General features: G+C 35.9%; 20 protein-coding genes. 17 read left to right on the top strand and 3 right to left on the bottom strand.

All coding sequences use genetic code 11. The features are described 5' to 3' along the window. Positions 1-79: 79 nt before the first annotated feature. From C406_RS0106560 to C406_RS0106515, 10 genes are all read left to right on the top strand, one after another. Positions 80-835 carry an NERD domain-containing protein gene (locus C406_RS0106560; protein ID WP_081503733.1) on the top strand — a complete coding sequence of 252 codons (756 nt, stop codon included), beginning with the start codon at positions 80-82 and terminating at the stop codon, positions 833-835. Positions 836-990: 155 nt separating this feature from the next. Continuing rightward, complete coding sequence (locus C406_RS0106555) at positions 991-1518, top strand: hypothetical protein (protein WP_017379807.1); 528 nt, start codon at positions 991-993, stop codon at positions 1516-1518. 155 nt (positions 1519-1673) lie between these two features. After that, positions 1674-1826: a hypothetical protein gene (locus C406_RS20680; protein WP_017379806.1), complete on the top strand. Its 153-nt coding sequence runs from the start codon at positions 1674-1676 to the stop codon at positions 1824-1826. A 1086-nt stretch (positions 1827-2912) separates the two neighbouring features. Beyond that, a complete protein-coding gene (locus C406_RS0106545) occupies positions 2913-3893 on the top strand; it encodes a TAXI family TRAP transporter solute-binding subunit (RefSeq protein WP_017379805.1) in 981 nt (326 codons plus the stop codon). Further along, positions 3880-4347 carry a DUF1850 domain-containing protein gene (locus tag C406_RS0106540; RefSeq protein ID WP_237740521.1) on the top strand — a complete coding sequence of 156 codons (468 nt, stop codon included), beginning with the start codon at positions 3880-3882 and terminating at the stop codon, positions 4345-4347. Before C406_RS0106545 ends, C406_RS0106540 begins: the two co-directional genes overlap by 14 nt. A 21-nt stretch (positions 4348-4368) precedes the next feature. Then, on the top strand, positions 4369-6372 hold the full coding sequence (locus C406_RS0106535) for a TRAP transporter permease (RefSeq protein ID WP_017379803.1): 2004 nt from the start codon (positions 4369-4371) through the stop codon (positions 6370-6372). 117 nt (positions 6373-6489) lie between these two features. After that, complete coding sequence (gene pcp, locus C406_RS0106530) at positions 6490-7110, top strand: pyroglutamyl-peptidase I (protein WP_017379802.1); 621 nt, start codon at positions 6490-6492, stop codon at positions 7108-7110. Positions 7111-7194: 84 nt separating this feature from the next. Next, positions 7195-8493, top strand: coding sequence for a Zn-dependent hydrolase (locus C406_RS0106525; RefSeq protein WP_017379801.1), 1299 nt, complete (start codon positions 7195-7197; stop codon positions 8491-8493). Positions 8494-8866: 373 nt separating this feature from the next. Then, positions 8867-9598 carry a YqcI/YcgG family protein gene (locus C406_RS0106520; protein WP_017379800.1) on the top strand — a complete coding sequence of 244 codons (732 nt, stop codon included), beginning with the start codon at positions 8867-8869 and terminating at the stop codon, positions 9596-9598. A 190-nt stretch (positions 9599-9788) separates the two neighbouring features. Beyond that, the gene (locus C406_RS0106515; RefSeq protein WP_017379798.1) at positions 9789-10784 is read left to right on the top strand and encodes a YecA family protein; all 996 of its coding nucleotides are present in this window, start codon (positions 9789-9791) and stop codon (positions 10782-10784) included. An 82-nt stretch (positions 10785-10866) separates the two neighbouring features. Here C406_RS0106515 and C406_RS19350 read toward each other — a convergent pair whose 3' ends face one another. From C406_RS19350 to C406_RS19345, 3 genes are all read right to left on the bottom strand, one after another. Next, positions 10867-11772: a collagen-like protein gene (locus tag C406_RS19350; protein ID WP_017379797.1), complete on the bottom strand. Its 906-nt coding sequence runs from the start codon at positions 11770-11772 to the stop codon at positions 10867-10869. 61 nt (positions 11773-11833) lie between these two features. Continuing rightward, entirely contained in the window at positions 11834-13180 is a 1347-nt protein-coding gene (locus C406_RS0106505; protein WP_017379796.1) for a copper resistance CopC/CopD family protein, read from the bottom strand. Positions 13181-13324: 144 nt separating this feature from the next. Then, positions 13325-13759, bottom strand: a complete 435-nt coding sequence (locus tag C406_RS19345; RefSeq protein WP_237740520.1) for a GNAT family N-acetyltransferase — start codon at positions 13757-13759, stop codon at positions 13325-13327. Positions 13760-14342: 583 nt separating this feature from the next. Here C406_RS19345 and C406_RS0106495 point away from each other — a divergent pair. From C406_RS0106495 to C406_RS0106465, 7 genes are all read left to right on the top strand, one after another. Continuing rightward, positions 14343-14522, top strand: coding sequence for a hypothetical protein (locus C406_RS0106495; RefSeq protein ID WP_017379794.1), 180 nt, complete (start codon positions 14343-14345; stop codon positions 14520-14522). Positions 14523-14866: 344 nt separating this feature from the next. Further along, entirely contained in the window at positions 14867-15640 is a 774-nt protein-coding gene (locus tag C406_RS0106490) for an ABC transporter ATP-binding protein (RefSeq protein WP_017379793.1), read from the top strand. 17 nt (positions 15641-15657) lie between these two features. Next, entirely contained in the window at positions 15658-17520 is a 1863-nt protein-coding gene (locus tag C406_RS19340) for an AMP-binding protein (protein WP_017379792.1), read from the top strand. A 3-nt stretch (positions 17521-17523) separates the two neighbouring features. Further along, complete coding sequence (locus C406_RS0106480) at positions 17524-18408, top strand: branched-chain amino acid ABC transporter permease (protein WP_017379791.1); 885 nt, start codon at positions 17524-17526, stop codon at positions 18406-18408. A gap of 4 nt (positions 18409-18412) precedes the next feature. After that, positions 18413-19477, top strand: coding sequence for a branched-chain amino acid ABC transporter permease (locus tag C406_RS0106475; protein WP_017379790.1), 1065 nt, complete (start codon positions 18413-18415; stop codon positions 19475-19477). A gap of 71 nt (positions 19478-19548) precedes the next feature. Next, on the top strand, positions 19549-20817 hold the full coding sequence (locus C406_RS0106470; RefSeq protein WP_017379789.1) for an ABC transporter substrate-binding protein: 1269 nt from the start codon (positions 19549-19551) through the stop codon (positions 20815-20817). Between the two features lie 65 nt (positions 20818-20882). Further along, entirely contained in the window at positions 20883-21671 is a 789-nt protein-coding gene (locus C406_RS0106465; RefSeq protein ID WP_017379788.1) for an ABC transporter ATP-binding protein, read from the top strand. Positions 21672-22019 lie beyond the last annotated feature (348 nt).

The raw sequence follows: 22019 nt of genomic DNA, 5'->3' as shown, positions 1-22019 counted from the left end.
TTAGTTTTAATTGTGAAATAACCAAAAGAAGGCTACCACAAATTCCCTTTTTGTGAGAGGATTAGTTCACATAATAAAGATGGGGGTGCCTATAGCGATGCTATTTCCAATATTATTAATTTTACTTATCATTGGATCGGCTGTATTGAAATCTCCAAAAGTGAAAGGTTTTTTGGGGGAATTAAGTGTAAGAATCATATTAAAGAAGTTGAAAAAAGAAGAGTTTGAAGTTCTTCATAACATTATGTTGGAGAAAGATGGGAAGACTACTCAAATTGATCATGTAATCATAGGACGGACAGGAATATTTGTTGTGGAAACGAAGAACTATAAAGGATGGATTTTTGGTTCAGAACATAGCAAGTTTTGGACACAAACCATATTCAAGAGTAAAAAGAGGTTTCAAAATCCAATTCACCAAAATTATGGTCACATCAAGTTTTTGGAACACCATCTACAAGATTATTCTGGACCATTCTTTTCAATCGTTGCATTTAGCAAGAGAGGAACGCTTAAGAAAATTGATATTATATCTGAGGATATCCACGTGGTACATTCACAACAATTGCCGAGGGTAATAAACTCGAAAACAGTAGTGGGCATGTCAACTGATTCTGTTCATAGAGTGGCTGAAATGATTCGAAACGCAAATTGTATGAATAAAGAATTAGCAAAAAAACATGTGCAAACGATAAAACAAGAGAGAAAAATTAAAGATGACAAATTAGAGCAAAACATGTGCCCTAAATGTGATAATGAACTAATTGAGAAATCAGGAAAGAATGGCAAGTTTACTAGTTGTAGTCAATATCCAAAATGTAGGTATACCATTTAAAGAGTGGTATACCTTTTTAATTGGATGGAAATATAATAATCTGAAAAATAAAATGTTTAAAAAATGAAGAATGCGGATATTATATTACAATACATATAAAAGACTAGCTCTGATAAGTATAAACGCAGATTCATAATTTAAGGGGAGTTTAATAAATGGTGAATTCAATTTCACAAATTAAAATAAATAGTGATGAATTTAATTGGAAGAATAAAGAAGGAGTATTGAACTTCAATGATGAGCCTTCTATCATTGTGTGGAATAAAACTCTTGAGATCTTAATAAAGACATTAGATGAAGTTGCAGGTATAGAGAAAAGTAATGAAGTTCTTGAAATCTTTGGTTATCGTTTAGGCTATCTGGTCAGCCAATCCTATGCAGGGCGAAGTGATTTAGAAAATATCTTAATTGAATTCAGCGATTTTCACCGCAATGCAGGGTGGGGCAATGTTAAAATTACCATGTTTTCTAAACAAGAAAAACGGATTGAGTTGGAATTACACAATAGTTGGGAAGACCATGTGTTTAAGTCGCTTAATAAAGAACAAAAATGCATTATCTTACCAATTTTTTGGGTAGGTTTTATGAGTGCTTTGATGAAAGAAAATATGAGTTGTTCAATTTCGAAGAATACTAAAAATGGGATAGAATTTAACGAACTTCAAATTTTCGTGAAAGACTAGAGTTTATTTTTGACACCGAAATAAGATGAGAAGATAGATTTTTTTAGTCTATACCACTATTCACCAATATAATTATTTAATCTTTATGTTATAAGTTTGTTCATTTAGGAGAGAACAACAAAGACATGAATTTTAAATGGAGAGGTGGATGTAAAATGAATGAAACACATGACGAAAAGCAACCTAAGAACCAACCTGTAAATGCTCAAATTCAACAACCAGAAAAGTTAAGCAAGGAAGAAAAAGAAATTCTTCAAGTACGTGATGGTCAACATAATCATAATGTAGATGAACGTGGCGGATTTTAGTTGCTGGTCATGAATAGAGAGGAAAACCACTACTGCTACTAATAGAAGCCACTAAAAAACCTACGTTTTTAAAATTGTAAGTGTGTATAAATTGAAAAAGGTAACATTTCGTTAGATTTTGAACGAAATGTTACCTTTTTCTTTCGTATTACTTACTCTGCATACTTCAGTAAGGCCATAATTCGTATGGGTTTACAGCAAATATTGCCATGGCTCCTTACATCTGCACAACGATATCGTAAATCGCCATAAATGCGCTAAGATTTAAAGATTCTTGATTGGAACTCATCGGGACACCCCCTGAAATTAGTATTATTAACAACAAAACAAGCAATCTTTTCCTCTAAAATTGAGGGAAGAATTGCTTGTTAGATTGAAAAGCTAGGGGGACATTCTGTTAGATTTTGAACAGAAAAAGGAACCTCCCCTTTTTAAAATGAAAGAAAATATTTGTACAATTGATTGAAGTGGAAGGCGGCGACTCCCGCGGGAAGAGCGAGACAGACGAGCCCCGCAGGAGCAAGGGTTTTCTAGCGGACGAGGAGGCTTGGCGATCGCCCCGCGGAACGCGTCCGTCTGGAACTGAAATCGCCTATACTACCATAAGCTAAGTCAGTGGCCACAAATGGGGTTGTGGTTTTTTATTTAATTGAAATTAATACAAAAGTCATACAGTCCATGTTAGATAATATATGGAAAATATAAGTAAGTAAAACTTTTCACATTATGTGGAAGGTTTTTTTCGTTTTTCTAGTGCGCCAAAGAGATATATCTTGTATTCACGGGTTTATACCTGGAATTCATAAATAATTATCTATTATTCACGTAATATACTTAACTTAAACGTGCAAGAATGGTGTCATTTGTAGTGGATGATATATACATAAGGAAAACTTGTGATATGGATACAATTACCTTTGCCCCTAATTGGTGCTTAATGTGTATATTCCTCTACCTTAAGTGTTTATTCTGTTTATTTAACGCTTAATAGTAAGCCTTTTCATTTTTACGTCCAAAATGTTTCGATAATTATGTATAATTAGACTTGTTGAAATTTTTATATACGAAAAAGGGAGGAAATTATAAATGAAAACAAAATTAGTAAAAGGCTTAGCTACGGTACTACTTGCAAGTGTAGTTTTAGCAGCATGTGGTGCAGATGAGGGCGAAAAAACTTCGGAAGGTAATGGTTCTGAAGGTCTAGATTCCAATTTAGTAACGATTGCAACTGGTGGAGCTTCGGGTCCATATAACATTATTGGAACAGCTTTAGGAGAACTATACTCAAGTGAGTTAGGAGTTAACTCAAAAACACAAACTACTGGTGCCTCTGTAGAAAATATTAATTTGATCAAGCAAGAGAAAATTGAAATGGCATTTGTTATGAGTGACGTATTAAGTGAAGCGGTTGACGGTGAAGGAAACTTTGATGAAAAAGTTGAAAATGTTTCTCAAATTGCATCCCTTTATCCAAACTACGTTCAAATTGTGACAACTAAAAAAACAGGCATTAACTCGTTTGGGGATTTAAAAGGTAAGCGTATTGCAGTTGGTGCACAAAACTCTGGTGTTGAAGTAAATGCACGTAATTTACTAGAAGGCCACGGAATTACTTATGACGATGTCGAAGTAGATTACTTAGGATATGCAGAAGCAGCGGATGCTTTAAAATCTGGTAAAATAGATGCAGCATTCTTAACAAGCGGTATACCAAATGCTTCACTCATGGAGCTTGAACAAGGTTTAGATATGATGCTAGTACCTGTAGATCCTGAGAAAATCAAGGAAATTGCACAAGATCAAACGTATTTCGTAGCTCTTGATATTCCTGCTGGAACTTACGGAAATGAAGAAGCCATTCCAACTGCAGCAATAATGAATGCTTTAGTTGTACGTTCTGATATGAGTGATGATGATGTGTATAAACTAACTAAATCATTCTTTGAAGGTCTTGAAGATTTAACAAATGCCCATCAAGCGGCTTCAGATATTTCATTAGAAGCAGCGCAAGAAGGCATGGTAGCCCCAGTACATCCAGGTGCACAAAGGTACTATGACGAACAATAAAAGGAAACTGAGGGGTCCATTTTTATTGGTGCTCCTCTTCTTTTTATTAATATTTGTAGTATTCCCACTACGATTTGTTGAAATTACACTTCCTAATTCCACGCTCTTTATTTATGAAAAGACCTTTGATGTTCAGTGGATTCATTCGGTTGAAAAAGAAGAATGGATCGAATCATATAGAGTTAATAGTGACAAATTCATATTAACTAGTACAGCTTTTAAAACATTTGGTGCTGGTGTTCCAAGTGATGGATTAGTAGAAATACGAGACGATGGTTTTGTTCACATGAACATTAATCGGGAAATGGATGACATTTTACTCGTTGTTTCGGATTTAGTGAAAACAACTATTTACTTTGATACTAAAGAAATTCTTTTATATGAACTTGTCGATGATTACGAAGAAGTTCTTCTGGAGAGTAAATTGCTCCCTTGGTGGAATATTTTAAAATGAAAAGAAAAAGAGGTGTACGGCATGGGTTTAGAACCAAAAGCAGCAAATACAGCTGATCCGGCTATAGATGGACAAAAAGTTTTAGAGAAATTCGACCGGGAATCTGTTGTACGTCAAATCACGAATAAACGTATTACGTGGTTTATTACTGCGATGGCTATTGCTTATTCCCTTTTCCATTTGTACATCACATATAATCCAATGCCTGAACTACAAGCTCGTTCCATTCATGTGGCCATTGGAATTGCACTCGTGTTCTTAATTTATCCTGCTCATAAAAAGCAAGATAGGACCAAAGTAGCTTGGTATGACTGGATATTATTTGCAGCATCCATCGCTTCAACAGCCTATTTATTGAAAGAGTACACAGCAATTATGACCACACGTGGTGGTATTCCAAATACAGCGGATATTGTTATGTCTATCATTACAGTTATTCTAGTGCTCGAAGCAGCTAGACGGATTACTGGGCTCATTCTGCCTGTACTCGCATTAGTGTTCTTGGGTTACACATTCGTCAGTCATTTAAGTTGGATGCCTTCACGCTTGATGACTCGTCAATATGATTTAGCTGATATTTTTGGGCAAATGTATTTGAAAACGGAAGGATTATTTTCAAGTGCAATCGGTGCTTCCGTTACATTCATTTTCCTTTTCATTTTGTTCGGAGCATTCTTGTCCAAATCTGGAATGGGTCAATTGTTTAATGATTTATCATTAGCGTTAGCGGGTGCTCAAAGAGGAGGACCTGCTAAGGTTGCCGTAATTTCTAGCGGATTTATGGGAAGTATTAACGGGGCAGCAGTAGCCAATGTTGTAGGTACTGGGGCTTTTACCATACCGTTAATGAAGAAAATTGGGTACTCGAAAAACTTTGCTGGAGCGGTTGAAGCAAGTGCTTCTATCGGTGGGCAAATTTTGCCTCCAATCATGGGTGCGAGTGCGTTCATTATGGCTGAAACCACAGGTGTTAGCTATGGCTCTATTGCTTTAGCAGCATTGTTACCAGCATTGCTTTATTTCTTAGGTGTTATTGCACAAGTTCATTATCGAGCGGGACGTGATAATTTACAAGGTGTGCCAAAAGCTGATTTACCTAAATTAAAAGAAGTATTAAAAGCACGAGGACACTTATTGTTGCCGATTTTTGGACTCGTGTACTTCTTATATATATCAATGCCAATCGGGTATGCCGCGTTTTATACCATTCTATTAACGATTCTTGTTAGTTTGATTAGAAAAGAAACTCGTATGTATCCACGCGATATTTTAGATGCATTAGCTGACGGCGCAAGACAATCGCTCTCTGTAATGACTGCCTGTGCGGTTGTTGGAATCATCATTGGAGTTGTTACTTTAACAAGTTTTGGAACGGTGATGACTTCATCTATCACAAGCTTAGGTGCGGGTTCGCTATTCTTAACGCTATTCTTCACGATGATTGCTTCAATGATTTTAGGAATGGGTTTACCTTCAATCCCTGCATACATCATTACAGCAACCATGGCAGCTCCAGCCTTAGCTGCTTTTGATATTCCAATATTAGTTGCTCATTTGTTTGTTTTCTACTTTGGTATTTTCGCTAATATTACACCACCAGTCGCGTTAGCTGCATTTGCAGGAGCTGGAATATCAGGTGGAGATCCTATGAAAACTGGCTTCCAGGCGTTGAAATTGTCGATAGCCGGATTTATCATTCCCTATTTATTTGTTTATAATCCAGCCATGTTGATGATTGATACTACTGGTGTTGCAACAAATGCTAAAGAGTTCCCCTTGCCTGAAATTAGTGCAATTATATTGATTGTCCTTACATCAATTATTGGGATATTAGCACTAAGTGCCGCTGTAGAAGGTTACTTTAAAGTGGAAATGAATATCATAACAAGATTAGTATTAGGTGTAAGTGCAATATTACTAGTATTCCCAGAAGGTTATACGGATATTATTGGTTTTATTGGTGTTGCAATATTGATTACATTTAATGTATTAAGTGCTAGAAAACAACAAATTATATCTGCATAAATGAAATAAAGCTGAACAACGAATCAGTTGTTCAGCTTTATTTCATAATATTGTTTACACATCAGGATAAATTAAATTACTGCGTTACAATGAACTGATAAAAGTGAGGTGAATTTGATGAAAACTTTATTATTGACAGGTTTTGAACCATTCTTATCTTTCACAGTAAATCCAACGATGAAAATAGTGGAAGAATTAAATGGACAATATATTGGAGACTATCAAATTGTAGGTAATACGATGACGGTAGATTTTAAGTCTTCAGCTAGTCAATTAATTGATTTGATTATAGATATAAAGCCGGATGCAGTCATTTCACTAGGACTCGCAGGAGGTCGTAATAAAATCACACCCGAACGAATTGCAGTAAATGTTAAAGATGGTGCAGCGGATAATGAAGGGAATACCCCTGTGGACGAAGTGATTCAACAGGATGGACCTGCAGGATACTTATCGACATTACCTATTCGATCAATGGTTGAGAAATTAATAGAGTTAGGTTATCCTGCTTCAATTTCAAATACTGCAGGCACTTATTTATGCAATAACGTGATGTATGAAGGACTTCATTACACAGCTACAAATAAACTAAGGGTACCAAGTGGTTTTATTCATATTCCAGCTTCTCATGAACTTGCCATCCAACACGGAAATTTACCAAGTTGGTCACATGAAGATTTAAAGCAAGGTATTATGGCTTGTATTTCAGTTTTATCAGATAGTGAAAGATACCTTTAAATTGTGAATTAAACTCTTGATTTTAACTTTCAAGGAACACCAAAAATAGGATTATCCATAGATACGGGAAGGTGGAATTAAATTTTGACTGAACAATATAACTTACAACAAGCTTTACTTTGTGATTACGATCAAACATGGTCAAAGAATGGGATTTCAGGTGAGCGAATAGCGAAACGATTACATGAGTTATCAAAAATAGGACTGACTTCTCAAAATGGTGTATCTCGTGTGGGCTTTTCACCACTTGAGCAACAGGCGAAAGTGCTTGTGATGGACTGGATGAAGAATGCTGGAATGACGGTAACACAAGATGGTGCAGGAAACGTGGTTGGACGAATTGCAGGACAAAATAATAATATTCCTTCTATTGCATCTGGTTCTCACGTTGATAGTGTCCCTGAAGGTGGTCATTTTGACGGTCCACTAGGTGTCATTGCTGCGCTTGAAGTGGTAGAGGCTTGGAAAGAGCAAGGGATTATTCCATTGAAACCTTATGAAGTTTATGTATTTACAGATGAAGAAGGTACGCGGTTTAGTGGTGGATTAACGGGTAGTCGTGCGATGACTGGTGTAATAGATATGAACAATCAAGTGACATTAAAAGATGTGGATGGCTTAACTTTTGAAGAAGTTTTAGCGACCACAGGGAAAACACTTGAAGGGTTTACTAAAGCCAAACGAACTAATCTTGGAATCGAGCGATTTATAGAAATACATATTGAACAAGGGAAAATATTAGAGAATGCGAATTTGCCTGTTGGAATTGTCAAAGGAATAGCAGGTCCTTCATGGATTGAATTTGTCTTTGAGGGGAAAGCAGGACATGCAGGAAATACACCAATGGATGATCGACAAGATGCTTTAACTGCAGCTTCTGAATTAATTTTAAACATTGAAAAAGCTCCTTCCAAGGTAAGTGCAACTAGTGTAGCTACGGTTGGTAAAATTCAAGTAGAACCGAATGGAGCAAATGTGATTCCAGGTAAAGTCAGTCTTATCACTGACATTCGTGATATTAATGAAAAAACACGAGATCAAATCGTTTCTAACATCGTAAATAAAGCACAAGAGATTGCCATGTCTCGAAATATTAACGTGACAATTACTGAAAAAATGCGCACACCTCCAGTACCAATTGGTGAAGAAATGACTGAAATTCTTAATGGCGTATTCAATGATATGAAGATTGATAAACAATATCTAGTTAGTGGTGCGGGACATGATGCCATGATGCTAGGTGCGCTCATTCCAGTGGCCATGATATTTGTTAGAAGTAAGGATGGTGTAAGTCATAATCCTGCTGAATGGACAACTTTAATTGACTGTACCATCAGTGCTCATGTACTAAAACAAGCCATTGAAAAGTGCATGGAACTGTAGGGAAATAATTGAAGGAAAAGTGAAATAACGAATGTTTTATTGGAAGATATCCTGACAAATTACCTTATTGGTTAAAAATTGCTGAAGGCACTTTAAGATGGCAAGGTATTATATAAAAAAATGTACAAAGTCCGTGCAGGCCATTGAACTTTATTGAAACACAATTAACATCCATTCTGATGAGTTTATTTTAAAAAATAAAGTTAACTAAGCAAAGACACAAATGTCCATCGATTTGTGTCTTTGCTTTAGTCTTAGGAATAGAAGCAATTGGGCTTACGTAAGATGAAGAACCACTGTATCTAATTAAACGGATCGAATTAGTTCTCAATGGTCTAGGTAAAATGATAAAATGTGTTGTGGAGGAGATTCAATGTTAACAAAACAACAAGCTCTATTAACGAAAGAAGACTTTTCAACACGAACAGATTTACCTAAATGGTTGATAGATGAATATAAAACATTTCACAACATAGTGACTGATAAAACGTTTCCTTGTCATTTTGGAATGGGTGGAGAGTTAAAAGGCGAATTACGTTATGGCTATATAACTCAAGATGACTGGTCCAATTTACCGAAAACCTTGGAAGGGTTTCTAGACTTATTTCAAAATCCAAAGCATAAAAGACATGGTTTATTTGTATTTGTAGAACCATTTAAAGTTGAAGGTAATCTAGAACAATATCGGAAACAGTTTTGGGATATTCTACAGTATTTACATAAAGTAGACCCGGTAGAATGGCCTGAAAATGCTCCTCGTGACCCTGCGCATCATATGTGGGATTTCCGCTTTCATGGAGAACCAATTTTCGTATTTGCCAATGCACCAGCTTACAAGCAACGAAAGACACGTCATTTAGGGAACTCAATGGTACTTGGATTCCAACCTCGTAAAATTTTTCAAGGTCTTGAAGGGACTGAAAAAGGAGGCATCATGTCTCGTGATAAAGTTCGTGAACGTGTGGAAGCTTGGGATGAATTGCCAAAGCACCCGGACATAAGCCATTTTGGTGACCCACATCATAATGAATGGAAGCAGTTCTTTATTGGAGATGACGTTGAGCCGTTAACAGGCAAATGTCCTTTCAATCATAAATCCTCTTAATTGTAGTTTGCTATATTGTAGGATTTAAAATGCGGAAAATTGAAAATACCATTCTTTCAGAGACTTCAGCTTCAATTGAAGTCTCTTTTTTCTCTCTATTCATAAGGTCCAATTCCCTCGGCCACTGTATTCAAGGCGAAATGCATGCTACACTAAGATGTAAACTTTATTAATTAAGGACGTGTTTTAAATGATAGGACGTAATGATCCGTGCCTATGTGGTAGCGGTAAAAAATATAAAAAGTGTTGCGAAAGTAAACAAGCGGTCTCTATGGATGAAGTACGTTCAGAAGAGTTAGATCGCCTACTACAATTATTTTATGATGAATATCCAGAACGAAAAGATTTACCTGCTTTGCTAAGTGTCATGGACGAATGGAAATCTAAGTTAGACAAATTCTTAGTTGAAGAAATGATTGAAGCAATTGCAATTGATGAATTCTTCTTCCATAATAAACCTGAAATATGGCTAAAATATATTGAAAAACAACAAAAAAGAGCAGTTCGGCCAGCTGTGGTCGAGGTGTTAGAACATTGGAAAACACCGACCGTACTCCTTGGAGAAGTAGTTGGAGTGGAACTGAAATTTATGTTGGTAAAAGACATATTTACAAACGAAACTCTGTATTTGAAACGTGAAAGTGAAAAGCCTGTTCCTTTAGGTGTGCATGCTTTCTGCTTTATGCTGCCTGATATCACCTTAAAAGAAAATCACTATCTAGCTGTTTCAAGTTTAATTTTCCTTCCTACTGATCATCATGATTCAATCACATCATTTGCTAAGGAAAATTCTGCTACGAGTAATGAAGAGTCATCTAAGTTCTTACAAAATCATCTCATTGAATTCTGGCAAATGCTTGGGTCAAGTGGTTATGATGGTGGGGAATTTACAGATTTTGAAGCGGGAATACTGATTGAAGTCATGGGAAGATTAGAGAAACATAATCGTAATCCAAAAAAATTGTTAAGTATTATTGAAGATTATCTAGTCATCAATCAACCTAATGCTAGAAAAGAAGGAGCCGTCGCTGCCGGTGCCATTCGCTTTGGTCAAGAACATGAGTTATTTGAAGGTCCTTACTGGAGTATAAAAGAGATTGCTGAATGGTATGAGGTTTCGACTCATTCATTAAATAAATATTATAAAGATATTAACGAATTTTATTTAGTAAGTACATCAAAATAAGTAGAGTAGCCCGCCGAAAAGATAATTTCGGCGGGCTTTCTCGTACTCAGTTCCATTTATCTGAATTTCAGTAGTTAATTGATTAAGAAAGTTTTTTTATTGTCAAAGAAGCATTTACAAGGATTTCCTTGCTAACTAAATCTGTTTGTAGGTCTATATAGGAAGTTGTTAAAGTATGGTTTCGTAAAGTAAGTTCGCTGTTTGAGGCTAATGAAAGGATGGTCAAACCATTATTTTGTTGATTCTCGATATTTGAACTGAAAGTAGTATTAGGAATAGCTACGCCATTAGCAAAAAGAGTGAATTGATTTTGGTGGAGTGCAGACACTTGAAAGATAATTTCATATATACCAGCTTTTTTTACGACAATGCTTCCTTCACCTTCATTATGCAAAAAGCCTTCGGTTAGGATACCATTTGAGCTAAATTTGAGAGATTCCTCTTTTGCTAAACGTTGAATGTCCGTGTTGTAAATATGGGCAAATTCTGCAAATCCGCCAGATATCCCTGGTTTACCTTTAGAGCCTACTTTTCCTTGTAAACCTTTTTTACCCTGAGGTCCAATTATGCCTTGTATCCCAGTATCGCCTTTAACTCCCGGGTCACCTTGAGGTCCAACAGCACCTTGTATACCAGCTTCCCCCTGAGGGCCGGTATCACCTTTAACTCCCGATTCACCTTGAGGCCCGATAGCACCTTGTATACCAGTTTTGCCCTTAGAGCCAGTGTCGCCTTTAACTCCCGGGTCACCTTGAGGCCCGATAGCACCTTGTATACCAGTTTCAGCCTGAGAGTCCGTATCGACTTTAACTCCAGGTATTCCTTGAAATCCCATATAGCCTCGTGGTCCTCTTTCACCAGGGATACCTTTTTCACCGCGTTCACCTGGTGGTCCCGCATATCCTTGAAGACCGGTGAATCCCCTAGGACCTCGTCTTGCTTTGCATGTTGAACAATTACAACATTTTCGTTTTTTTTGCTCGTCCATGAATTCACCTCCATTCATCTTAGCGTATTCATTAATAATGAATGGAGTTGGACTTTTAAGCTTAAATTGATGAACTAAGTTGTGTTAAAACGCCCACAATTATCAGGATGATGATAGCTAAAGTACCATCAAAAAATAAGTAACTTCGTTTGCTAAGGGACCCAGTTTTTTTCATATGTTGACGAATAAAACTTCCTAGGATGAAGACACCAATTACCGCGATAATTTTCGCAATTAACCAGTATCCCCATGCAGTCGTCCATAGTAAAGAAAGTGATGGTGCTAGTAGCCATGCGTAAATGCTGCCTGTAACCGTTAAAATAATTATGCTAAGTAAAGCCATTTTAGAGAAAGTTGGAATGAACGGTTGTGCCATACTCTTTTTCCGTAAAAGGATGACATAAAATAATCCTGCTAACCATAAAGCTGCAAACAGTAAATGAATGAAGTTTAAACTAACCGTAACAATAGGAAGTTGAGAAGCAATTGCATGACTGTTTAGGCTTTTTGTTATTAAAATTGCCGATAGCCATGCGAGATCAACGTATCGATTACGGCCAACAATATAAAGACCTAAAACAGTAATTATGAGAGCTGCCGTCCAAAATTGTCCAACCTCTGTTCGAAGAAATAAATCCTGCCATGGTATACCTTCAAACACTCGTGTAAAGTTACGAGCCTGAGACCATGTGAAAAGGGCTAGCATTACTAGATGAATCAATTGCATCTGCGCCAAATAAGGGATTTTATATCCTTTGAATCTCCATAACAAAGAACCAGTTAGTACTAACAGAGTTAGTAAGTATGTTGATTTAATGATGGATGAAAGGGGAGTAGCGGTTTTATTGGTAGTGAATTCCATCTTGTCCGCTGAAGAAATCTTATCCTTCGACGGTTGCTCATCTATTTCATATAAAGACTCAGTTGGGACTTGTTGTTGTGGTTCAATAATTGTAGGAGAATCTGTTTGTTCATTTTCACTAATGCCAGTAGATGATGACTCAGCTGACAGATTCTCTTCTGTTACAGAAGAGGTTAGTTGTTCTTCAATTTCAATGGTAAAAGAAATGATTCCTTCAATCGGGTGACCATCTTTTGAAATCACCGAATAAGGTATGGTGACTAAACCGTTAGTTGTATCTAAAAGAGAAATTGTTAATTGATCACCAGCAGAATTTATGGAAGGTTCTCCATTTACTACCGATTCACCTTGTTCATTTTGCGCATCCATTTTATATACTTGATTGTCAATTGCAGTACTAAATGTAAGGACAACTTCATTTGGTAAAGTTTTGAGTATTGCTCCTTCAACAGGAGAACTAGATGCTAAATCTGCATGAGCATCCACATTTATGGTGTATGTAAATAAGTTCATTGTTACACATAAAATCAAGATAATTGTTTTCATCCTACACACCTCTTTTTATTCTATAGAAAGAAAACGAAAAGAATGTTCAAAAAGACTAGTTATTCTAGTAATAAGTGAACCAATTGCCACTAAAGTATCGAGCATCTACTAAATTGATACATACTAAAATGTTTCTCGTTTCATCTAGCTTGACAATGTTTTCAAAAATTTCACTTCACCATCTGCACGGAATTGTTCAATAAAACCTAATTTCTTATGTGCAAAGATGCTGCATTCATTGAATTCTTCTGTGTCTGAAGCTATTTGATGACATCCTTTTTTGATCGTCCACGTTTCAACAGCATTAACTAATAGCTTTCCGAAACCTATTTTTCGGTACAAGTCTTTTACAAACCAACCTTCAATATAGCCAGCTAACCCAAAATGCATATGTGCATGTTGATGTAATTTGGCCTCTACAAAACCAACATATTCATTTTGAACTTCTACAATAAATGCTTGAAACGTTTGTGGGGAATTCAGTTGTTCAATTATTTCTTGTTTATGCTTGTTTAATTGACAATGTGGCCATAATAAAGTCCTCATATCCAGCCATGCTGAGATATCATCAATTGTCATTTTCCTTACAATGGCTTGTGTTGTTAATGTCAAAGAACCACAACTTTCTTGTCAAATTTATAATAATAACGATTACAAGCATGAAGAGATATTACATATATTTTTATGGGCATTAAAGCCTACTTAAAGAACGGATAATATGAATCAGTATACCATTTTAGGTGTGGGTATATTTAAATGAAACTATAACATTATTTGGCAGGAATTTATGCGGCTATTGTAGAAATATAGAGATAAAGGAGTGGTGAAAACTAAAAAAATATTATCCATTATAATATATTCATTATTGGAATTGTAGTAGTTTTACCGGGATTGTAACCTCATTAAGTAATGGTGGACTGAAAGCGTCAATAAATTTGATGAAATAAGTAATAATTTCTCCATTTCGATCCTGTTTTCAATCTTGTTTCCCTATGTAGTTATAGGAATCGTATTAATTGGTTTGTCTTAAGTTGTTAATATTTCGCAAAAATTAGTTAATCATTTTATTGGTATTCCAGAAAAAGTAGAGCCAGTCTTCAATGACTTAGTTGAAAATAAAGATTAAGAAAAAGTTTCTTTAGCGACTAAAGTAGAAATTAATATGTTTAATGAAGAAAAATCGCTACAAATTGACGAGATACGTCCAACAAAATTTGAAGATTTTTATATTGTTATCCGTGGAAATGATAAAGATTTAGTAGAACTAGGGGGCTTTCATCCAATAATTGTTTCAAATGAGAGGTTAGAACATTCTCAAACTTTAAAGGAGTTATTGCAGTAATTGAAGGATTTGGACACAATTTGGTCATAATGGGTTCCATAAAAAGATAGCCAATTTACTACCAGATAACTAATAACGAAAGTCTATATACATTTGTTATTACAAGATACTCTATTAATCGCTAATTTCTTTTATAATTCGTCTCGAGAAGGCCTCGTTTTCTTGGGATTTACAGAGTTAACCGAAATATTTAATTTAGCAGAGTTTAGGTGTGAAAATTATAGTAATATATCAAATTAATAATATATTTAGAATCTTCGAAATATTATATTGACTTGAGCGGTCGCTCATTTGTACAATGAATATACGCTTTACTTGAGAAGGCAAAGTAAGGAGGAGAAAAGATGAACAACATGTTGACTATTGAAAATCTCTCACTTCAGTTTGGAGGAGTAAAAGCATTAAATGATGTAAGTTTCCACATTGAAGAAGGAGAAATTTTCTCATTAATTGGACCTAACGGTGCTGGAAAAACGAGTATGCTAAATTGTATTAGTGGTCTATATCAACCAACAAAAGGATCTATGAAATTTCAAAATCAAGAAATATTGACAATGAAACCTTATAACAGAACTGGACTAGGAATTGCACGTGCATTCCAGAATATTGCACTATTTGCTCATATGTCGGTGTTAGACAATCTTAAACTTGGTAGACATATTCATATGAAATCCGGACTATTTGCGGGGGGTTTATACTGGGGTGCTGCTCAAAAAGAAGAGGTTGAGCACCGACATGCAGTGGAGGAAGTAATTGAATTCCTTGAAATGCAAGATATTCGTAACGTTCCTGTAGGTACATTATCATATGGGCTTCAAAAACGAGTGGAAGTAGGGAGAGCATTAGCTCTTAATCCAAAGATGATTTTATTAGATGAGCCAATGGCTGGCATGAACAGCAGTGAAAAAGAAGATATGGCGCGTTACATTATCGATATGCATGAAATAAAAGGAATGACAGTAGTATTAATTGAACATGATATGGGCGTTATTATGGATCTATCTGATCATATTGCTGTACTGGATTTTGGTAAGTTGATTGGTTTTGGAACACCAGAAGAAATTCAAAATAATCCAGAGGTAATTAAGGCTTATTTAGGGGAAGAAGAAGCTGGTTAAGAGGAGGCAATGAAACAATGACTGGGAAAACGTTGCCGCAACTACTATTAAATAAAGCGGAAAATAATGGTAATGATATTGCAATGAGACAAAAGTACTTGGGAATATGGAATGAAATAACATGGGCTTCCTATTATAGTAACGTAAAGGATTTGGCTGTAGGTCTAGTTCATTCATTAGATTTTAGACAGGGCGATAAATTGGCGATTATTGGAGAAAATAAGCCACAATGGCTTTATGCCGAATTAGCAGCACAAAGTGTTGGTGGTATTGCTGTTGGTGTTTATCAAGAGTCCACCCCTTCAGAATTTGCCTTTATGTTAAATCATTGCGAGGCGAAAATTGTCATTGTCGAAGATCAAGAACTAGTTGATAGATTATTAAGTATTGAAGATCAAATACCTGCTATCGAGAAAATTATCTACTATAACTCTAAAGGGATGAGAAACTATAAACATCCTAAGCTAATGTATATCCATGATTTACAAGAACATGGGAAAATCTATGATGATAGGAATCCCGATGAATTTCAAAAGCTTATTGCCAATGGTAAGTCTACTGACACAGCAATCATTGCATTTACATCTGGAACAATTGGAGAGCCTAGAGGAGCACTTTTATCGCATCAAAACTTAATTTCCTCAGCTAATCAAATGGCGAAAATAGAAACAGTTAAAGAAGGCGATGACTATCTTTCTTTTCTTCCACTAGTTTGGATAGGTGAACAAGTAATGAATATCACAATGTCTCTACTTCATGGAGCAACGCTAAACTTTCCAGAAGAAACATCAACGGTTGGCGGAGATTTACGAGAAATAGGACCACATGTGTTATTTGCTCCACCTAGAATGTATGAAAACATACTCTCTAAGTTCAAATTACGAATTCAAGGATCTAGTTGGTTTAAAAAGAAAGTTTACGACTTATTTAAACCTTACGGCGATAAAATGGCTGAAGCAAAGCTTCATAATAAACCTGTATCTTTGAGTACTAAGCTTATATATACACTTGGAGATTATTTAATCTTTAGTGCCATTCGAGATCATTTAGGTTTAGCAAGAGTAAAAAGCGCATACACAAACGGAGGTTCTATTGGGACAGAAGTACTTGAATTTTTCCATGGACTAGGTGTTAATTTAAAACAAACTTATGGGTCAGCTGAGCTGTCAGGAGTTGCCTTTGCACACCGTAATGGAGATATAAATTTGGATAGCGTTGGTGTTCCACTACCTGATACAGAAGTGAAAATTTCTGAGGAGGGTGAAATTTTAATCAAAAGCCCGGGTGTTTTCCAAGGTTACTATAACAATGAAATATTGACTAAAAAAGTGCTTAATGGTGGTTGGATGCATATGGGAGATTCTGGATACATTGGTGATGATGGTCATTTATATGTTATTGATCGTATGCAAGACGTTTTCCAGTCAAAAGAAGGAAAAAAAATCTCTCCTGCTCTTATTGAAAATAAGCTAAAACTTAGTCCTTATATTCGTGAAGCAGTTGTCATCGGAAAAGATCGTCCATACATCGTAGCTATGGTAAATATTGATCTCGATAACGTAGGTAGATGGGCGGAAAAGAAACAACTCAATTACACGAAATATTCTGACCTCACAGCATTACCTGATGTAATTAATCTTATTGAAAAAGAAGTTTCAATAATTATGAAAGCGGTTCCTGAAAATCTACAAGTAAGGAATTTTGTTCTCCTTGATAAAGAACTAAGTACAGCGGATCAAGAATTAACTCGTCTTAGAAAGGTAAGAAGAAATTTTGTTATTAAAAAATACCAATATGTAATAGATGAACTGTACGGGGTAGAAAGTGGAATAAGTGTTAACGATACAAAAATCACACAGATAGAACAGGAGGTGACTTAGAGCATGACATTTTTCTTGCAAATGCTTATAACGGGCGTTGTTGTTGGTAGTATTTACTCGTTAGTTGCTCTAGGATTTGTTCTTATCTATAAAGCAAGTGATGCCTTAAACTTTGCAAATGGAGAATTCGTTTTAATTGGATCCTACATTTGTCTTACATTAGTTGCCGTTTATAAAATACCATTTCTTATCGCATTTGTACTAACACTTGTGTTCAATGCCTTGTTAGGAATGGCGGTTGAAAAAGTGGTTCTAAGGCCATTAACAAATGCACCCGTAATATCGGTCATTATGGCTACGATTGGGTTAGCTAGTTTGCTAGGTGGTATTGTCCATATGATTTGGGGACACCAAACAAAATCATTCCCACCTATCTTTTCGTCTGAACTAATTCGAATTGGGGATATTATCATCTCACCAATCTATATGTGGTCTTTCATTATTGTCATGATCTTACTTGCAATATTCACATTATTCTTCAAATTTTCAAAAATGGGACTTGCTATGCGTGCTGTTGCAGATGATCAAATGGCAGCGCTATCTATGGGGATTAGTGTTAAATCGGTATATGCCATCACATGGGGAATCGCTGCACTTGTGGCTGCAGTAGGTGGAATTCTATTAGGAAATATCAATGGTGTAGATGCTTCTATGACAGTGATTGGTCTAACTGTACTTCCTGTTGTTATTTTAGGCGGATTAGATAGCATTCCAGGTGCTATTGTTGGAGGCTTTATAATTGGTATTTTGCAAAGTTTATCAGTAGGTTATCTCCAGCCAATTATTGGTGGGGGGATAAAGGAAGTAATACCATTTATCGTTGTAATCATTATTTTAATGATTAAACCATACGGTCTCTTTGGTAAAGGTGGAATTGAAAGGGTGTGACGGAATGAAGAATCCATTTGTAATGGAATGCGGAAATTACAAGACGAGTTATAGTAAAGACATGGAATTATTTCGCGTTCGACGTGTAAAAATAAGGATGTTAATTATCGTCATATTGCTGTTTTTATTTCCACTATTTGCTTCTAATTATGTTATTGGTTTAGCTACACTATGTGCTATTGCTGTAATTGGCGCTATAGGGCTAAATATATTAACTGGTTTTACAGGACAAATTTCAGTAGGTGTTGGAGCATTCTTAGCTGTTGGTGGTTATACTTCTGCCATATTTACAACGACATATGGCTTGAGCTTTTGGATATCACTGCCACTCGCTGGATTAATCACTGCAATCATCGGTGGTATGTTCGGTATACCATCGCTTAGACTTAAAGGTTTATATTTAGCTATTGCCACATTGGCAGCTCAAGTTATCATTCTTTGGGTTATTAGTAGTTGGAGTGTAACTGGTGGTGGGGCAGGGATGGTATTGGAACGTCCAGCAATTGGAGGATTTTCGTTTTATGACCAGAACAGTTACTACTATCTGTGTTTGATCGTCGCAGTATTTACTACAATTTATGCACTTAATTTATTTAGAACACGCACAGGACGTGCATTCTTAGCTGTACGTGATAGAGATGTTGCAGCTCAAATTATGGGGATTAACTTATTTAGTTATAAAGTTATGTCATTTGCTATTAGTTCATTCATTGTTGGAATTGCGGGAGCGCTACTTGCTCATTACACAATGATTGTCACTGTAGAACTTTATAGTATACAAGTTTCTATTCAATACTTAGCAATGATTTTAATCGGTGGATTAGGTAGTGTGTTTGGTGCCATATTAGGTGCTGTATTTATTACTTTATTACCAGTAGGGCTAGGTTACATGGTAGAATATTTAACCATATTTATACCAGATGCTCATTCGTTACTCTCATCATTCCGTGAAGTTGTTTTCGGATTAGTCATTATATTATTTTTAATCTTTGAACCAGGTGGTTTAGTTCACATTTGGAATAATATTAAAAACTACTTCCGGTTATGGCCATTTTCTACTAAAGAATAAGTATGTTAAGTAGTTTTACTTTTAAAATCTCTACATGAGATTTTGAGTATATATAATAAGGGGGAATTAATTTGTCGATATTTTATAGTTGGAAGAAGCTAAGCTTAACTTTGGTAAGTCTGGTACTTTTGATGGGTGTTCTAGCAGCTTGTGGCGATGGAGATTCAGAGGCTGGTGGCGAATCATCAGGAGATAAAGTTATTAAGTTAGGTGGACTATTTGATGAATCAGGTGCTACTGGTGATGTAGGAGCTCCATATGCAGAAGGAGAAAGAGCATTTTTTGAAAACTTAAATTCTAAGGGTGGAATTGATGGCTATAAAGTTGACTTTATTGGTGAAGATTACGCCTATGATACTAGTCGAGCTCAACAAGTTTATCAAGGATTAAGAGATCGACATGAAGTAGTGGCTGTTCTTGGATGGGGTACTGCGGATACAGAAGCACTTAGAAAACAAATCATTAATGACAAAATTCCATTTTTCTCAGCATCGTATTCTGAGAACTTAAAAGATACAGGAAATGAAAGTGGTTATAACTATCTAACTGCAGCAAGTTATTCTGATCAAGGTCGTGCAATTCTTGAATGGATTAAAGAAAACCATAAAGGTGAATCGCCTGCAAAAGTGGCGTTAGTTTATCATAAAGGGCATCCTTTCTCTGAATCACCGATTCAAGATATTAAAGACTATGCTAAAGAAAATTTAGATGGTGTAGTAGAAATTACGCCGGATGTATTAATTGAACTTGGTGATACAGATCCTCTAACAACACTTCAGTCTTGGTCAAGAAGCAATGAGGAACCTGACTATACAATCATTAACTATACATGGGGTCAAACAAGAAATGTTGTACGTGATGCGAAATCATTAGGATGGAAAACACAATTCATGGGGTTAAACTGGACTGCAGGAGAAGGATTAATACCTGCTGGAGCAGACAACCAACAATGGGTTGATGTATTAGATGGCTTTATTGGTGTAGTAACACATGCATTCCCAACAGAAGATCTTCCAGGTATGGAGCCAATTGTTGAATATTTAGATTCAAAAGGTAAAACAGTTGAGGATATTAACCAAAAATTCGTTCAAGGTTGGGCGACAGCAAGTATTATGGCTGAAGCGATGAAAATTGCAATAGCTGAAACTGATGGTGATGTTACAGGTACAGATATGAAAGCAGCAATTGAATCAATTCAAGATTTCGAATTACATGGTTTAGGAGCAGATGTCTCTTTCTCAGCTGATAATCAAGCCGGTACTGATAAAATTCGTTTAGGTCAACTTAAAGATGGTGAGTGGGAAATCATTACAGAATACTTTGGTATTAGCGACAAATAATTCTTTATAGAGAGGCATTTTGTTCTAGTGTCCTCTCTATATTTCTAATTTAAGGAGGTTGACATATGCTCCGTCTTAGTAATATCGAAGTTGTTTATTCGAAAATTATTCTCGTAGTAAAAGGAATGTCACTTGAAGTTCCAGATGGTAAAATTGTTGCTCTTTTAGGTAGTAATGGAGCGGGGAAATCTACAACGTTAAAAGCGATTTCCGGGTTGTTAAGTAAAGAAGGCGGCCAAGTTACAGATGGTGTAATAGAGTTTCAGGGCGAAAAAATTAATGGAATTGACCCAGATCGAATTGTAAGAAATGGTATTTTTCAATGTATTGAAGGTAGAAGAGTTTTTAAACATTTAAGTGTAGAAGAAAACCTGATGGCAGGTGCTTATACAAGGAAAGACCGAAACAATCTTAAGGACGATATAGATAGGGTTTACCATTATTTCCCTAAATTAAAAGCATTAAGAAATAAAGCATCGGGCTTATTATCTGGTGGAGAACAGCAAATGCTAGCTATTGGAAGAGGCATTATGGCTAAACCGAAATTACTTCTATTAGATGAACCGTCTCTTGGAATTGCACCTTTACTTGTAAAAGAAATTTTCCAAAACATTAAACAAATAAATAAGGATGAGGGTATGTCTATTCTTGTCGTAGAGCAAAATGCTAATGTTGCGTTATCTATAGCTGATTACGGTTATATTATGGAGAATGGACGAATTGCACTAGAAGGACCAGTCGAATCATTATTGGCTAATGAAGAAGTGCGTGAATTTTATCTTGGTATGAGTGATAAAGGGAGAAAGAGTTTCCGCGAAGGAAAATCTTATAAAAAGCATGTTCGTTACGTATAAGGGAATGTTTAAAAAGATCGAAACCTTCTCTTTTTTTCACTCAAAATGAGGTTTAAATAACTTAGCATTAGAACTCCTTCATTGAATAATAATGAAGGAGTTCTCTTACTATGATTAAAATGCTGACTGTTTATTTTTCAATTCCGGTTGTACAATATATGACGTTGGCGAAATAAATTCCCCTTCTCGATAAAACAGGAGAAAGGGATGGAATTTCATTAATGTCATTTTTTTATAAATATCTATGAAACAAAAAGAGCTTAATACACGCTGATTTCCGTTCCGAGCGGACGCGTTCCGTGGGGCGTGCGGTGAGCCTCCTCGTCGCAAAACCGTGCTCCTGCGGGG

This window comes from Paenisporosarcina sp. TG-14 (genome assembly GCF_000297555.1).
GTDB classification, from domain to species: domain Bacteria; phylum Bacillota; class Bacilli; order Bacillales_A; family Planococcaceae; genus Paenisporosarcina; species Paenisporosarcina antarctica.
This window is presented reverse-complemented; position numbering and strand designations above follow the sequence as displayed.

What these genes read in the sequence shown, in the direction of transcription:
- C406_RS0106560 (WP_081503733.1), top strand. Translation starts at nt 80, where the DNA reads ATGGGGGTGCCTATAGCGATGCTATTTCCAATATTATTAATTTTACTT.
- C406_RS0106555 (WP_017379807.1), top strand. Translation starts at nt 991, where the DNA reads ATGGTGAATTCAATTTCACAAATTAAAATAAATAGTGATGAATTTAAT.
- C406_RS20680 (WP_017379806.1), top strand. Translation starts at nt 1,674, where the DNA reads ATGAATGAAACACATGACGAAAAGCAACCTAAGAACCAACCTGTAAAT.
- C406_RS0106545 (WP_017379805.1), top strand. Translation starts at nt 2,913, where the DNA reads ATGAAAACAAAATTAGTAAAAGGCTTAGCTACGGTACTACTTGCAAGT.
- C406_RS0106540 (WP_237740521.1), top strand. Translation starts at nt 3,880, where the DNA reads ATGACGAACAATAAAAGGAAACTGAGGGGTCCATTTTTATTGGTGCTC.
- C406_RS0106535 (WP_017379803.1), top strand. Translation starts at nt 4,369, where the DNA reads ATGGGTTTAGAACCAAAAGCAGCAAATACAGCTGATCCGGCTATAGAT.
- pcp (WP_017379802.1), top strand. Translation starts at nt 6,490, where the DNA reads ATGAAAACTTTATTATTGACAGGTTTTGAACCATTCTTATCTTTCACA.
- C406_RS0106520 (WP_017379800.1), top strand. Translation starts at nt 8,867, where the DNA reads ATGTTAACAAAACAACAAGCTCTATTAACGAAAGAAGACTTTTCAACA.
- C406_RS0106515 (WP_017379798.1), top strand. Translation starts at nt 9,789, where the DNA reads ATGATAGGACGTAATGATCCGTGCCTATGTGGTAGCGGTAAAAAATAT.
- C406_RS19350 (WP_017379797.1), bottom strand. Translation starts at nt 11,772, where the DNA reads ATGGACGAGCAAAAAAAACGAAAATGTTGTAATTGTTCAACATGCAAA.
- C406_RS0106505 (WP_017379796.1), bottom strand. Translation starts at nt 13,180, where the DNA reads ATGAAAACAATTATCTTGATTTTATGTGTAACAATGAACTTATTTACA.
- C406_RS19345 (WP_237740520.1), bottom strand. Translation starts at nt 13,759, where the DNA reads ATGACAATTGATGATATCTCAGCATGGCTGGATATGAGGACTTTATTA.
- C406_RS0106495 (WP_017379794.1), top strand. Translation starts at nt 14,343, where the DNA reads ATGTTTAATGAAGAAAAATCGCTACAAATTGACGAGATACGTCCAACA.
- C406_RS0106490 (WP_017379793.1), top strand. Translation starts at nt 14,867, where the DNA reads ATGAACAACATGTTGACTATTGAAAATCTCTCACTTCAGTTTGGAGGA.
- C406_RS19340 (WP_017379792.1), top strand. Translation starts at nt 15,658, where the DNA reads ATGACTGGGAAAACGTTGCCGCAACTACTATTAAATAAAGCGGAAAAT.
- C406_RS0106480 (WP_017379791.1), top strand. Translation starts at nt 17,524, where the DNA reads ATGACATTTTTCTTGCAAATGCTTATAACGGGCGTTGTTGTTGGTAGT.
- C406_RS0106475 (WP_017379790.1), top strand. Translation starts at nt 18,413, where the DNA reads ATGAAGAATCCATTTGTAATGGAATGCGGAAATTACAAGACGAGTTAT.
- C406_RS0106465 (WP_017379788.1), top strand. Translation starts at nt 20,883, where the DNA reads ATGCTCCGTCTTAGTAATATCGAAGTTGTTTATTCGAAAATTATTCTC.